This is a genomic window from Agromyces sp. LHK192 (genome assembly GCF_004006235.1).
Taxonomy (GTDB): domain Bacteria; phylum Actinomycetota; class Actinomycetes; order Actinomycetales; family Microbacteriaceae; genus Agromyces.
This window is the reverse complement of the sequence record NZ_CP034753.1, coordinates 3,630,637-3,644,282: the sequence shown is the minus strand read 5'-3', so window position 1 is coordinate 3,644,282 and position 13,646 is coordinate 3,630,637. Positions and strand designations below refer to the sequence as shown.

Genomic DNA, 13,646 nt, shown 5'->3' with positions numbered 1-13,646 from the left:
GTCTCGGGTATTGCGAGTCGCCGCGGCGACGGCTCGACTCCTCGGCGGCGCGGCGATGCCACTCTCCCCTACTCGACGCCGAGCCGGTCGAGCAGTTCGCGGTAGCGCGCCGCGGTCTGCGCCACGATCTCGTGCGGCAGGGTCGGCGGATGCTCGGACCCGGCGCGATCCCAGTTCGCGGCCAGCCAATCGCGGACGATCTGCTTGTCGAAGCTCGCCATGCGCAGCTCGGGCGTACCCGCGGTCGCGTACGCCGAGGCATCCCAGTATCGGCTCGAATCGCTCGTGAGCACCTCGTCGGCGAGCGTGACGATGCCGGTCTCGCGGTCGGCGCCGAACTCGAACTTCGTGTCGGCGAGGATCACGCCGTTCGCCTCCGCGATCTCCGACGCCCGGCGGAAGACGTCGAGCGAGAGCGAGCGCAACTGCTCGGCCACGGTCTCGCCGACGAGTTCGACCGTGCGCTCGTACGAGATGTTCTCGTCGTGCTCCCCGAGCGGCGCCTTCCACGCGGGCGTGTAGATCGGGTCGGGCAGCCGGTCGCCGTTCTGCAGGCCCTCGGGCAACGGCAGCCCGCCGATCGCCCCCGTCGCCACGTACTCCTGGTAGCCGCTGCCGGTGAGGTACCCGCGCACCACGCACTCGATCGGGAACATGTCGAGCGTGCGGCAGAGCATCGCCCGGTCGGCGACCTCCTCCGGGATCGGCGGCAGGTCGAAGCGGTCGTCCTCGGCGTAGGCGAGGTGGTTCGGCACGTCGGCGAGACGGTCGAACCACCAGCGCGTGAGGGCCGTGAGCGTCGCGCCCTTGCCCGGGATCGCGGGCTCGAGCACCTCGTCGAAGGCGCTCACGCGGTCGCTCGCGACGACGAGCACGACCGGTGAACGGTCGAGCGGACTCGAGGTCCAGCTGTCGTCGTCGTCGGGCGTCGACGCGGGCACGTACAGGTCGCGCACCTTGCCCGAGTAGACGTGCGTCCAGCCGGGGAGGTCGGAGGTCTGGTTCACGGTGATGGCCCCGTCTCTCAGTCGGCGACGCGCGCCGCGATGTCGGTGCGGTACTGCCCGCCGTCGAGGCGGATGCGCTCGAGCGCCTCGTAGGCGCGCCGGCGGGCGTCGGCGAAGTCGTCGCCCACCGCGATCACGTTGAGCACGCGTCCGCCGGTGGCCGCGAGGTGCTGCGCGCCCGAACCGTCGTCGACGACCGCGGTCGCGGCATGCGCGACGTGCACGCCGGGAACGTCGCCGGCGTCCTCGACGCCCTCGATCGTGCGGCCGGTCACCGGGGACTCGGGGTACCCCTCGCTCGCGAGCACGACCGTGACCGCGGCATCCGACGAGAACTCGGGGCGCGGCTGCGACGCGAGCGTCCCGGTCGAGGCGGCCAGCAGCAGCGCCGACAGCGGCGTGACCAGTCGCGGCAGCACGACCTGGGTCTCGGGGTCGCCGAAGCGCGCGTTGAACTCGATCACCCGGATGCCCCGGCTCGTGAGGATCAGGCCGGCGTAGAGCAGGCCGATGAACGGGGTGTCCTCGCTCGCCAGCTGCCGGATCGTCGGCAGCGCGATGGTCTCGACCACCTCGTCGACGAACTCCTGCTCGGAGCCGAACGTGCCGCCCCGCCCGTCGGGGTGCTCGTCGAGCCACGGCAGCGGCGAGTACGCGCCCATCCCGCCCGTGTTCGGGCCGGCGTCGGCGTCGAGCAGGCGCTTGTAGTCCTGCGCGGGAGACAACGGCAGCACGTTCGTGCCGTCGGAGAGGAGGAACAGCGAGACCTCCTGGCCGGAGAGGAACTCCTCGACCAGCACCGGGCCCTGCTGCAGGTAGTGCGCGGCGTGCGCGAGCGCGGCGTCGCGGTCCTCGGTGACGAGCACGCCCTTGCCGGCCGCGAGGCCGTCGGCCTTGACGACGTAGGGTGCGCCGAACTCGTCGAGCGTGTGCTCGGTCGCCTCGAGCGTGTCGGCCAGGGTCGCGCGGCCCGTCGGCACGCCGGCGGCGTCCATGATGCGCTTCGCGAACGTCTTCGAACCCTCGAGCTGCGCGGCCTGACGGCCGGGGCCGAACACCGGGATGCTCCGGCGACGAAGCGCGTCGGCGACGCCCGCGACGAGCGGCGCCTCGGGCCCGACGACGACGAGTTCGATGCCGTTGTCGACCGCGTAGTCGGTCACGATCACCGGGTCGGTCGGGTCGAGCGCGATGGTCTCGACGGTGCCCCGGGATGCCGAGGTCGGCGAGGCCGAGATGCCCGCGTTGCCGGGAGCCGCCGTGATCTCGTGTCCGGCCTCCTCGGCGAGGAGGGCGAGGATGATGGCGTGCTCGCGCGCGCCCGAACCGAGGACGAGGATCTTCACCCTGACAGGCTACTCGGGGTGCGGACCATGCCGATTCCCCGGCCGTCCGATCACCTTTTCAGGATGAGAGCGGTCAGGGCCCCGATATCGGGTCATGACGGCCGTGGTCCTGAAAAGGTGCCGGAGGAGGTCGGGAAGAATGGTGCGCATGGCACGAGCACGGATCACCGACGACGACGGACGAGCCGCGGTGCAGACCTGGCAGGCGGCGCAGGCGGCGCAGGCGGCGGGCACCGGCAGGGGCGGCGATGCCGGGGCATCCGTCGACCGGTCGACGCTCGCGCTCGCCGTGCGGTACACGCTCCAGCTGCTCGCCGAGCGCTCGCCGGGCGGCACCGTCGAGGTGCGCGTCCCGCCGTTCGCCGCAGTCCAGTGCGTCGAGGGCCCGCGCCACACGCGTGGGACGCCCCCGAACGTCGTCGAGACGGATGCCGCGACCTGGCTCGCCCTCGCGACCGGCGCGCTCGCGTGGAACGAGGCGCGCCTCGCCGGACGCGTGCAGGCCTCGGGGCAGCGGGCCGACCTCGAGGGGCTGCTCCCGATCAGTCTCGAGGGGTAGGGGCTTCAGTCGCCGCAGCGCCGGCCTCAACCGCCGCCGCGCGTCGCCGGCGCACGACGAGGACGGTCGTGCCGGCTCCGATGACGACGACCCCGGCGACGATCGCCCACGGCACCCACGCGGCACCGCCGTCGCCCGCGGTCGACGAGGCCGCGGCAGTCGGCGCGGTGGTCGCGTCAGCATCCGCGTCGGCCGCGTCGGCCGCGGCGGTGTCGGCGTCGGCCGTCGGTTCGGGCGCCTCGGGCGTCGCCGCCGCCGAGAAGTCCTCGAACGCGATCGGCGTGAACGTCTCGTTCGACGGGTTCACGACGCCGTGCGCGCCGATCGTGACGATGCCGCACTGCACCTCGCGGCAGTCCACGACCTCGCCCGAACCGCCCGCTCCCGCGGCGTCGACCGGCGTGAACGTGGGGCCGGCGATGGTGAGCTCGGCGGTCCACGTGCCGTCGGCTGCGATCGTGCCGCCGTTGCCTTCGGCCGCAGTCGACGATCCGGGGAACGGCACGAAGAGCTGGTAGCCGGCCGGTGCGTTCGGGTCGTCGGCGACGTAACGATACGTCGAGCCGCTCTCGCCGCCCGCGCTCGGCTCCCAGCCGGGCCCGGCGACCCAGCCGAACAGCACGTACATGCCGCCGAATCCGCCCTCGATCGACTGGAAGCCGGAGCCCTGCAGGGTCACGCGCGTCGGCGCGGCCGTGTCGGCCACGCCGACCCTGGCGGGGTCACCGACGACCGAGATCGCGACCGTGCCGGTGCCGACGGCCGATGCCGGCGCGGCCGCCCCCAGCGCGCCGACGCCGGCGAGCGCCAGCCCCAGACCCAGTGCCAGTGCAGCGGATGCCGCGGCGCGCACGGCCCGACGGCCGGGGCGGTGGGCGATTGCGTTCATGATGCGATTCCTCTCGGTGTGCCCTTCGGGGCGCGCCTCGGCAGGACGATGGGTCCCGGCAGGACGTCGATGGGGTGCTGGTAGACCTCGGTCAGTCGTTCGGCCGTCATCACGTGATCGACCGAACCCGTCGCGACCACGCGGCCGCGATCGAGCAGGGTGACGGCGTCGGCGTAGGCCGCAGCCGCGCCGAGGTCGTGCAGGACGATCACGACCGCGTCGCCGGAGTCCGCCCGTTCGCGCGCCGTCTCGAGCAGGGCCTCCTGATGCCGGATGTCGAGGGCGGCGGTCGGTTCGTCGAGCAGCAGCACGCCGGTGGCCTGGGCGAGCACGCGCGCGAATGCCGAGCGGCCGCGCTCGCCGCCCGACAGCGTCGGCACGGATCGGTGCATGAGGTGCGAGACGTCCGCCGTGTCGGCGGCCCACGCGACCACCCGGTCGTCGTCGTCCTCCGCCGGGGTGCGCGCCCACGGGTTGCGGCCCATCCGGATGACCTCGCCGACGGTGAAGGGGAAGAACACGCCGTGCTCCTGCGGCAGCACCGCGCGCAGGCGCGCGAGGTCGCGCAGGCGGGTGCCGCCGACCGGGCGCCCCGCGATCTCGATGCGGCCCGTGGTCGGCCGGACGTCGCCCGAGAGCGCGGCGAGCAGGGTCGACTTCCCGGCGCCGTTCGGGCCGATGAGCGCGTGCACGGCGCCCGCCTCCGCGCGGAAGTCGACGGCGTCGAGCACGGTGTGCCCGTCGATGGCGACCGTCACGTCAGCCGCGAGGACGGCGGCGTGCGGCGCGGTCGTCCCGGTCGCCTGGGTCCCGGTCGTCTTGGACGTCTCGGTCGGTCGCGTCATCCCCAGCCTCCCGCCTTGGCGCGGGTGCGGCGCAGCAGCCAGAAGAAGAACGGGCCGCCGACGAGGGCCGTGAGCATGCCGATCGGCAGGTCGGCGTACGGCACGAGGGTGCGCGCGGCGAGGTCGGCGACGCTGAGGAGCAGGGCGCCGCCCAGCAGGCTGGCGACGAGCAGCGGCCCGTGCGCGGGGCCGATCACCATGCGCATGAGGTGCGGGATCACGATGCCGACGAACCCGATGATGCCCGTGAAGGCGACCGCCGCGGAGACGAGGAGGGCGACGAGCACGATCGTGCCGGCGCGGAGCAGCTCGACGTTGACGCCGAGGTGGCGCGCGGAGCGTTCGCCGAGCGACAGCAGGTCGAGGTTCCGGGTGAGGAATGCGGCCGCGATGCTCGTGACGGCCACGATCGGCAGGACGACGCCGACCTCCGCCCAGAGCGAGCCGTTCAGACTGCCGAGCTGCCAGAACACGATCTCCTCGCGCGACTGCGTGTCGCCGAGGAAGACGAAGAGCGCGAGGCCGGCCTGCGCGACCGCGTTCACGGCGATGCCGGTGAGCACGAGCGTGACCACCTCGGTGCGGCCGCCCGCCCGGGAGGAGACGTAGACGACGAGCGTCGTGACGAGGCCGGTGGCGAAGGCCGCGACCGCCGTGGTCCAGCCGCCGAACGCCGTCCAGCCGAGCACGATGGCTCCGGCCGCGCCGAGCGCGGCACCCGACGAGACGCCGACGACCGCCGGCTCTGCCAGCGGGTTGCCGAACACCGCCTGCATGAGCAGGCCGGCAGCCGCGAGCGCGGCGCCGACGAGCAGCGCCATCGCGACGCGCGGCAGCCGGATCGTCCAGAGCGCGGCCTCGGCGTTGGGCGGGGGGTCGGTGCCCAGGTCGATGCCGAGCGGCCGCAGCAGTGCGTCGAGCACCTCGGCCGGGCTCAACGCGAGCTGGCCGACCCCTGCCGACACGATCGCGACGACGACGACGCCGACCGAAAGTGCGGTGAACAGCACGGCGCGTCGTGCGCCGAGTGGGCCGCGGGGTTCGTCGACCACGTCCTCGCCGACCGAGGTCTGGCCGCCGCCTCGATTCGGGCGCATCACGCTCGTCATGAGTCGCCCGCCGGGGCATCCGCGTAGAGTGCGGCGCCGAGCGCGTCGATCACGGTCGAGTAGTCGGGTCCGAAGCTCAGGATCAGGTGGTCGGCCGCGTCGACGATGCGACGGTGCTCGCCGGCAGGGGTCTGCGCGATCGCCGGGACCGACTCGAGCAGGCCGTCGACGCCGCCCACCGACTCCAGCCCCTTCGACATCACCAGGATCACGTCGGGCGCCGCGGTGACGATCGCCTCGGCCGTCATCGGCCGCATGTCCGTGATGCCGATCTCCGCGGCCGCGTCGATGCCGCCGAGCGCGCGGATGAGCTCGTCGGCGCCGGAATCCTCGCCGAACACGTAGTACACGTTCGCGGCGCCGCGAACGTACAGGAACATCATCCGGAGGCGTTCGGCCGGCTCGTCGGGCACGATCGCATCGATGCCCGCGGCGGATGCCTCCACGGCCGCGGTCGCGGAGTCCGCGAGTGCGACCCCCGCCTCGGCCACGCCGAGCGCGCCGGCCACCTCGGTGACGAGATCGCCGAGCGTGTCCATCGAGCGCTCGGGGGACATGACCACGACCGGGATGCCGGCGTCGCGCATCTGGAGCACGACGTCCCAGGGGCCGACCGAGCTGTCGGTGAGGATCACCGTCGGGTCGAGCGCGAGGATCGCCTCGCCGTTGAGCTGGTGCCCGTTCTGGGTGACGAGCGGCAGGTCGGCGGCCTCCGCGAAGCCGGTGGAGGCGTCGCGGCCGACGACGCGGTCGCCGAGTCCGAGGGCGAACACCGTGCTCGCGAGCGTGCCGGAGACGTCGATCGCGAGGATCCGGTCGGCGCTCTCGACCGTGACCTCGGTGCTCTGCGCGTCGGTCACCGTGACCGGGAGCACCGGGGCGATCGGGTCCGGCGCGTGGATGTCGGAGTCGGGCACGCACGCGGTCGCGGGGCCCGTGAGCTCGCCCTTCGGAGGGGCCGCGTCGGGCAGCGCGGCGATGACCGCGGTCGCCGAGTCGCAGACGACGGATGCTTCGGCCGAGGCATCCGCGCCGGCGGCGCCCGCCGTTCCGGCGCCCGCCGTCGAGGTGCAGCCGGTGAGCAGCAGTGCGCCGATCGCGACGGCGGCGGCGAGGGCGCGACGGCCGGTGCGGGCGCGGCCTGGGTCGGTGGATCGGGTCACTGCTGGGTATCCAATGGCGGGTGCGGTGCCGCGCGCGGACGCGCTTCGGCGCTCCGTGACGACGTTTGATAAGGGCAACCTTAATTAGGCTATGCTCACCTTACCCGCTCGGTCGGCGTGCTTCCGACCAGCTGAATCCTCGCTCACACCCGAGAGGCATCTGCATGTCCAGATCATCCCGACCAGCCCGGAGGAGGGTGCTCGCCAGCCTCCTCACGGGAACGCTCGTCGCCTCGGCGGCCGTCGTCGGCATCGCCGCTCCCGCGCAGGCGGAGCCGGCCGACGTCGAGACCGCCACGCTCGACTGGGGGGTGAAGCAGAGCTTCCGCGGGTACATCGTCAGCCCGATCGCCCACGGATCCATCGGCCTCGAGGGAACGACCCAGAACGCCGACGGCAGCTTCCGCTGGACGGGCGGCACGGGAACGGTCGACGTCGACGTGCCGTCTGCGGACGCCGACTTCGCCGGCGGGGTGCACTTCACCGGCCACGACGGGCAGCTCGACCTGCTGATCGAGAACCCGCGGGTGGACGTCGACGGAGCCGTGGGCACGCTGTACGTCGACGTGACCTCGAAGGCCCTGTCGGGCGGCACGTTCGACCAGGACGACGTCGCGTTCGCGACGCTCGCGCTCGGCGCACCGGCCGTGGCCGGCGACGTCGCCACCTGGAGCGGCGCCGCGTCGTCGCTCACCGCGTCGGGTGCTGAGGCGTTCGGCGGGTTCTACACCGCCGGCACCGCGCTCGACCCGCTGACCTTCTCGCTGCCCTACGAGGTCGTGGTCCCCGAGCCGACCGTCACGGCGACGACCCTCGTCGCAGCGCCCGCCGGCCCCGTGCAGGAGGGCACCTCGGTCACGTTCACCGCGACCGTCGCGCCTTCCGCCGCCGGCACCGTGCAGTTCTCGGATGCCGCCGGCGCGCTCGGAGCGCCCGTGGCGGTCGCCGGTGACGGAACCGCGTCGTTCACCAGCTCCTCGCTCGCCGTCGGGACGCACGACGTGACCGCGGCGTTCACGCCCGCGGACCCCGCCGCGTTCGTCGCCTCGACGTCGACGGCCGTGCAGGTCGTGATCGAGGCGATCCCCGCGCCGACGGCGGACCGGACCGCGACCTCGCTCACCGCCGCCCCCGCTCGCGTGCGGCTCGGCGAGACCGTGACCCTCGAAGCCGTCGTCGCGAACACCGACGACGCCGCAGTCCTCCCGACCGGCCGTGTCGAGTTCTTCGACCTCGGCGTCGGCGCAAGCCGCACCTCGATCGGCAGCGCAGGCGTCGTCGACGGCAAGGCCGTGCTCACCAGCGCCACCCTCGCCGCGGGCGGACACTCCTTCGAGGCCGTCTACTCGCCGTCGGGCTCCGACTTCGTCGGCTCCACGAGCACGAAGACCGGCAACGTCGGCGTCGTCGACACTTCGGTACCGGCCGTCTGCACGCCCGCTGCCGGCGCTGCGACCGCCACCGGCGCCACTGCGACCTGGGGCTGGTCGGCCTACTCCAACGGCTGGACGAAGGTCGCCGGCGGTGACGTCTCCGTCGCGGGGCAGGACTTCGCGCTCGCGAACGGCACCGTGACCGCCGACCCCGAGTGCGCGCAGGTCTCGTTCACGGGAACGCTCCGCACGCAGGCCTACGAGAGCTTCTTCCCGCCGAACGGGAACTGGATCGAGCTCGTCGACCCGACCCTCACGATCTCCGCCGACGGCAGCGGCTCCTGGGCCGCCGGTGTTCGCACCGGTGTCGGCGCCTACGACGCGACCGCCGCGGCACCGCGCCTCACCGTCGCGACCTTCTCGGGCCAGACCGTCGGCGGCCCCGGCGTCGACGGCTCCCGCACGCTCACCCCGGCCTACCTCGGTACGGTCGCACCGGGCACGTTCTCGGTCGCGAACGGCGTCGCGTACGCGAACTCCTGGCCGACCGCGTTCGTGCTCGCCGCACCCGCATCGATCCAGTCGTTCTACTACCAGACGAGCGAGTCGGCGGCGCAGGCCACCAAGCCGGCCTCGCCGATCTCCGTCGACTTCGAGTGGCCCGCGGTCACGAGCACCGAGGCATCCGTCGCCCCGGCGACCCGCGCGATCCTCGGCGCCGACGTGACCCTCTCCGCGACGGTGACGCCGTCGACCGTGCCCGGTTCGGTCGAGTTCTTCGCCACGCCGGCCGGCGGCGCCGAGCTGTCGCTCGGCACGGCCGACGTCGCCGAGGGCGCAGCGACGCTCGTCACCGACGAGCTCGCCGCCGGCGGTCACGCGCTGCGCGCCGTGTTCACGCCGACCAACGGGTTCGACTCGTCGTCGGTGCAGATCTCGCCGAACTACGGCGTGGTCGACACCACGCCCGCCGACGTGTGCGCGCTCCCGGCCGATGCCGAGGTGCTCACGGGCGTCAGCGCCGAGTGGGGTTGGTCGGGGTACTCCGACGGCTGGACGAAGGTCGCCGGCGGCAACGTCGCGCTCGACGGCGAGACGTTCGCGCTCTCGAACGGCACCGCCCGGGTGAGCGACGACTGCACCGTCGTCTCGTTCACCGGCACGCTCCGGACGCAGGCCTACGAGGGCTTCTTCCCGCCCGCCGGCCAGTGGATCGAGCTCGTCGACCCGACGCTCGTGCTCGACGCCGACGGCAACGGCGCCTGGACCGCCGGCGTCCGCTCGGGCGTGGCCGCATACTCGGCCGCACCTGCACCGCGCCTGACCGTCGCGACGATCACCGGAGTCGAGCCGCTCGACTTCTCGGGCGACGCGCTCGACGCGAACGTCGACCTCGACTTCGCCGACACGGTGGCCCCGGCCACGTGGTCGAACGGCGGCGGCGTGAACTGGACCAACGCGTGGGCGAACGAGTTCATCGTCGCCCTGCCGAGCGCGATCCAGGCGTTCTACTACCAGAGCGGCACGAGCGCCGCGAACCTCACCAAGCCGCCGGCACCCGTGTCGGTCGCGTGGGAGGCTGCGGCTCCCGCCGTCACGATCGCCGCCCCCTCGGGCCCGATCGTGCCGGGCACCACGCTGACGTTCTCCGGCTCGGGCTTCCGCCAGGGCGAGCAGATCCAGGCGACGGTGTACTCCGACCCGATCGACGCGGGCACCGCGGTCGCCGACGCCACCGGCACGTTCTCGCTCTCGTGGACCGTGCCCGCCGACCTTCCCGTCGGCGAGCACCGCATCGAGCTCGCGGGCGAGCGCAGCGGCGTCGCCTCGGCCACGTTCACCGTCGCGGCCTCCGCGATCGCGGCGCCCGGGGCCCAGGCGCCCGCCGCCGCGCCCGAGCAGGTGTGCGTCGCGCGCGACGTCTCGGGTGCCACGCTCGACTGGGGTGTCAAGGAGAGCTTCCGCAGCTACGTCACGGGCCCGATCGCGGGCGGCTCGATCTCCACGTCCGGCGCGACGACCGTCGGCGGCGAGTTCCGCTGGACCGGCGGCGACGGCGCCTACAACACCGATGCGAACCGCGGCCGGGTGTCGTACGACGGCTCGGTGCACTTCACCGGCCACGCGGGGCAGCTCGACCTCACGATCGCGAACCCGCGCGTCCAGGTGAACGGCGGCTCGGCCGTGCTCATCGCCGACCTGTCGTCGAAGGGCATGAACGGCGCAGCCGGCGTCGACGCGTCGGGCATCGTCATCGCGACGCTCGGCCTGCCCGAGGCATCCGTCTCCGGTGACGAGATCAGCTGGAGCGGCGCGTCCGCGACGCTGACCGCGGCCGGTGCCGAGGCGTTCGGCGGCTTCTACCAGGCCGGTCAGGCGCTCGACCCCGTGTCGTTCTCGTTCCCGCTCGGCGCCAAGGTGCCGTGCGACACGACGACGACCGGCGAGCTCGGTGCGACGGGTGTCGACCTCACCGTCGCGTGGATCGCGCTCGCGCTCCTCGTGCTCGGCGGTGGGGCGGCATTCGTGACTCGCCGCCGCAAGGCCGCTCGGATCTGAGCCGGTCCGCAGCATGACGGCGCCCTGAGCGCCTGATGAGAGGCCGTCCCGCCACGAGCGGGGCGGCCTCTCGCCGTTTCGGGCTCCGTTCGGCGCCGCCTCCCAGCCGGGTGCGGGAGAATGGGCGGGTGAGTGACACCTCCCGCACGCCCGACGGCACGGCACCGGATGCCCCGCAGCCCGAGTCCGCGGCATCCGACGCGCTCGTCCCTGCCCCCGCGCTTCCCACCGATGCTCCCGCGCCCCGTGAGGCGATGATGGAGATCGAGTCGGACGACGAGGCGGTCACCGTTCGGCGAGCGCCCAAGTACGGCCGCTTCATCGTGCTCGGCTTCGCGCTCGGCGCGATCCTCGCGCTGATCCTCACGTTCGCCTTCCCCGAGAACGAGGAGTTCGACCGCGGCCAGGTCTTCGGCTTCCTGCTGCTGGCGCTCGGCACCATCGGCGTCGCGTTCGGCGCCGTCGTCGCGCTCGTGTTCGACCGCGTGCTCTCGGGCCGCACCCGCACGGTCGTCGCCGAGCACGAGCACACGCGCGAAGCGGAGTAGCGCGGCTTCCGGCAGGATGGGCGGATGCCCGACCTCGACGACGACCGCTTCCTCGCCTCCGTCGCCGACCGGCTCGGAACCCTCGGCGGCGTCGAGGCCGTCGCCCTCGGCGGGTCGCGGGCCCAGGGCACGGCCGGCTCCGGCAGCGACTGGGACCTCGCGGTCTACTACCGCGGGGGGTTCGCACCCGAGGAGCTCCGCGCGGTCGGCTGGCCCGGCGAAGTGTCGGAGATCGGCGGATGGGGCGGCGGCGTGTTCAACGGCGGCGCGTGGCTCGAGATCGACGGGCGTCGCGTCGACGTGCACTACCGCGACCTCGACGAGGTCGACGCCGAGATCGAGCGGGCCGGCCGCGGCGAGTTCCACATCGAGCCGCTCATGTTCCACCTCGCCGGCATCCCGAGCTACCTCGTCGTCGCCGAGCTCGCGCTGAACCGGATCGTGCGCGGCGACCTGCCGACGCCCGCCTATCCCGACGCCCTTCGCCGGAGCGCGTCCACCGAGTGGGCCGGCCGCGCCGGCCTCCACCTCGACTACGCGATCGCCGCCCACGCCGAGCACGGCCGGTGGACCCAGGCGGTCGGGCTGCTTTCGGTCGCCGCGGTCGAGTCGGCGCATGCGATCGCGGCGCACGACGGCACCTGGGTGACGAACGACAAGCGGCTGCTCGATGCGGCGGGGCTCACGGGCATCCACGCCGCCGTCATCGCGCTCGACGGGACCGAGGCGACGTTCCGGTCAGCGGCAGACGAGTTGCGCGCGACCACGGCGGCGCGGCTCAGCTGAGCTGGGTGCGCTCCACCCACTCGAGGTACTCCTCGGTGACCGTGCCCGTGACGTAGTCGCCCGTGAAGCACGACATGTCGAGGGCGTCGATCGAGGTGCCCTCGGTGATCGCGGCCTGCAGGTCGACGACCTCCTGGTAGATCATGTGGTCGGCGCCGAGCTCGGCCGCGATCTCGGGGATCTTGCGGCCGTGCGCGATGAGCTCCTGCCGGCTCGGCATGTTGATGCCGTACACGTGCGGGTAGCGCACGGGGGGAGCGGCCGACGAGAACGTGACCTTGTTGGCGCCCGCGTCGCGAGCCATCTGCACGATCTGCTGGCTCGTCGTGCCGCGCACGATCGAGTCGTCGACGATCAGGATGTTCTTGCCCTTGAACTCGGTGCCCATCGCGTTGAGCTTCTGGCGCACCGAGCGCTTGCGCTGCGCCTGGCCGGGCATGATGAACGTGCGGCCGACGTAGCGGTTCTTGTAGAAGCCCTCGCGGTACTCGATGCCGAGCTTCTGCGCGACCTGCATCGCGGCGGGGCGCGACGAGTCGGGGATCGGCATGACGACGTCGATGTCGCCGAGCGACATGTGCTCGGCCACGGTGTCGGCGAGCCGGTCGCCCATGCGCAGGCGCGCCTCGTACACCGAGATGCCGTTCATCACGGAGTCGGGGCGGGCGAGGTAGACGTACTCGAACGAGCAGGGCACGAGGCGCGGGTTCCGCGCGCACTGGCGCGAGAACAGCTCGCCGTCGAGCGAGATGAACACGGCCTCGCCGGGGGCGACATCGCGCACGATCTCGTAGTCGCCGTTCTCGAGGACGAGCGACTCGGAGGCGACGATCCACTCGGCCTTCCCGGCATCCGTGTACCGACGACCGAGGATGAGCGGCCGGATGCCGTACGGGTCGCGGAACGCGAGCAGGCCGTAGCCGGCGATCATCGAGATGACGGCGTACGAGCCCTCGACGCGCTCGTGCACCTGGGTGACGGCGTCGAAGACCTGGTCGGGGTCGAGCTCGAGGCCCTTGATCTGGCCCTGCAGCTCGGTCGCGAGGACATTGAGCAGCATCTCGGTGTCGCTCGTCGAGTTCACGTGGCGGCGGTCGATCGAGAACAGGTCGCCCGAGAGCTCGCGCGTGTTCGTGAGGTTGCCGTTGTGCACGAGGACGATGCCGTAGGGCGCGTTCACGTAGAAGGGCTGTGCCTCCTCCTCGCGCTCGGCGGCGCCCTTCGTGGTGTAGCGCACGTGACCGAGGCCCATGTCGCCGAGCAGCGACCGCATGTCGCGCGTGCGGAACGCCTCGCGGACCTGCCCGCGCGCCTTCGCCATGTGGAAGACCGGGCCGTCGGCGGTGGCGATGCCGGTCGAGTCCTGTCCGCGGTGCTGCAGCAGGAGGAGGCTGTCGTAGATCTGCTGGTTGACGGGCTCGGTTGAGACGATGCCGACGATGCCGCACATGCTGAGCGATGG

General features: G+C 72.9%; 11 protein-coding genes. 4 read left to right on the top strand and 7 right to left on the bottom strand.

Translation table 11 applies throughout. The features are described 5' to 3' along the window. Positions 1-68: 68 nt before the first annotated feature. Together ELQ40_RS16570 and purD are read right to left on the bottom strand one after the other, a co-directional pair. On the bottom strand, positions 69-1,013 hold the full coding sequence (locus ELQ40_RS16570) for a phosphoribosylaminoimidazolesuccinocarboxamide synthase (RefSeq protein ID WP_205649517.1): 945 nt from the start codon (positions 1,011-1,013) through the stop codon (positions 69-71). 11 nt (positions 1,014-1,024) lie between these two features. After that, positions 1,025-2,353, bottom strand: coding sequence for a phosphoribosylamine--glycine ligase (purD, locus tag ELQ40_RS16565; protein ID WP_127794677.1), 1,329 nt, complete (start codon positions 2,351-2,353; stop codon positions 1,025-1,027). Positions 2,354-2,501: 148 nt separating this feature from the next. On the opposite strand from purD, the gene ELQ40_RS16560 reads away from it, so the two are divergent. After that, entirely contained in the window at positions 2,502-2,912 is a 411-nt protein-coding gene (locus ELQ40_RS16560; RefSeq protein ID WP_127794676.1) for a sterol carrier family protein, read from the top strand. Here ELQ40_RS16560 and ELQ40_RS16555 read toward each other — a convergent pair. Genes ELQ40_RS16555 through ELQ40_RS16540 form a run of 4 tightly spaced genes read right to left on the bottom strand, consistent with a single transcriptional unit; the run spans position 2,896 to position 6,918 of the window. Then, a complete protein-coding gene (locus ELQ40_RS16555) occupies positions 2,896-3,801 on the bottom strand; it encodes a hypothetical protein (RefSeq protein WP_127794675.1) in 906 nt (301 codons plus the stop codon). The genes ELQ40_RS16560 and ELQ40_RS16555 overlap by 17 nt on opposite strands. Next, positions 3,798-4,646 (bottom strand): heme ABC transporter ATP-binding protein, encoded by an 849-nt coding sequence (locus ELQ40_RS16550; protein WP_127794674.1) that lies wholly within the window; start codon positions 4,644-4,646, stop codon positions 3,798-3,800. Before ELQ40_RS16550 ends, ELQ40_RS16555 begins: the two co-directional genes overlap by 4 nt. Next, on the bottom strand, positions 4,643-5,743 hold the full coding sequence (locus ELQ40_RS16545; protein ID WP_205649368.1) for an iron ABC transporter permease: 1,101 nt from the start codon (positions 5,741-5,743) through the stop codon (positions 4,643-4,645). Before ELQ40_RS16545 ends, ELQ40_RS16550 begins: the two co-directional genes overlap by 4 nt. Before the next feature lie 8 nt (positions 5,744-5,751). After that, positions 5,752-6,918 carry a hemin ABC transporter substrate-binding protein gene (locus tag ELQ40_RS16540; protein ID WP_205649367.1) on the bottom strand — a complete coding sequence of 389 codons (1,167 nt, stop codon included), beginning with the start codon at positions 6,916-6,918 and terminating at the stop codon, positions 5,752-5,754. 197 nt (positions 6,919-7,115) lie between these two features. Here ELQ40_RS16540 and ELQ40_RS16535 point away from each other — a divergent pair, with 197 nt between their 5' ends. The 3 genes from ELQ40_RS16535 to ELQ40_RS16525 all read left to right on the top strand — a co-directional run bounded on the left by ELQ40_RS16535 (position 7,116) and on the right by ELQ40_RS16525 (position 12,184). Continuing rightward, on the top strand, positions 7,116-10,850 hold the full coding sequence (locus tag ELQ40_RS16535; RefSeq protein WP_164863675.1) for an HtaA domain-containing protein: 3,735 nt from the start codon (positions 7,116-7,118) through the stop codon (positions 10,848-10,850). 128 nt (positions 10,851-10,978) lie between these two features. Further along, positions 10,979-11,398: a hypothetical protein gene (locus ELQ40_RS16530; RefSeq protein ID WP_240665839.1), complete on the top strand. Its 420-nt coding sequence runs from the start codon at positions 10,979-10,981 to the stop codon at positions 11,396-11,398. 24 nt (positions 11,399-11,422) lie between these two features. Beyond that, positions 11,423-12,184, top strand: a complete 762-nt coding sequence (locus ELQ40_RS16525) for a nucleotidyltransferase domain-containing protein (RefSeq protein ID WP_127794671.1) — start codon at positions 11,423-11,425, stop codon at positions 12,182-12,184. On the opposite strand, the gene purF is transcribed toward ELQ40_RS16525, so the two are convergent. Beyond that, positions 12,177-13,634 carry an amidophosphoribosyltransferase gene (purF, locus tag ELQ40_RS16520; protein ID WP_127794670.1) on the bottom strand — a complete coding sequence of 486 codons (1,458 nt, stop codon included), beginning with the start codon at positions 13,632-13,634 and terminating at the stop codon, positions 12,177-12,179. The two genes, ELQ40_RS16525 and purF, sit on opposite strands and share 8 nt — an antisense overlap. Between the last annotated feature and the right edge of the window lie 12 nt (positions 13,635-13,646).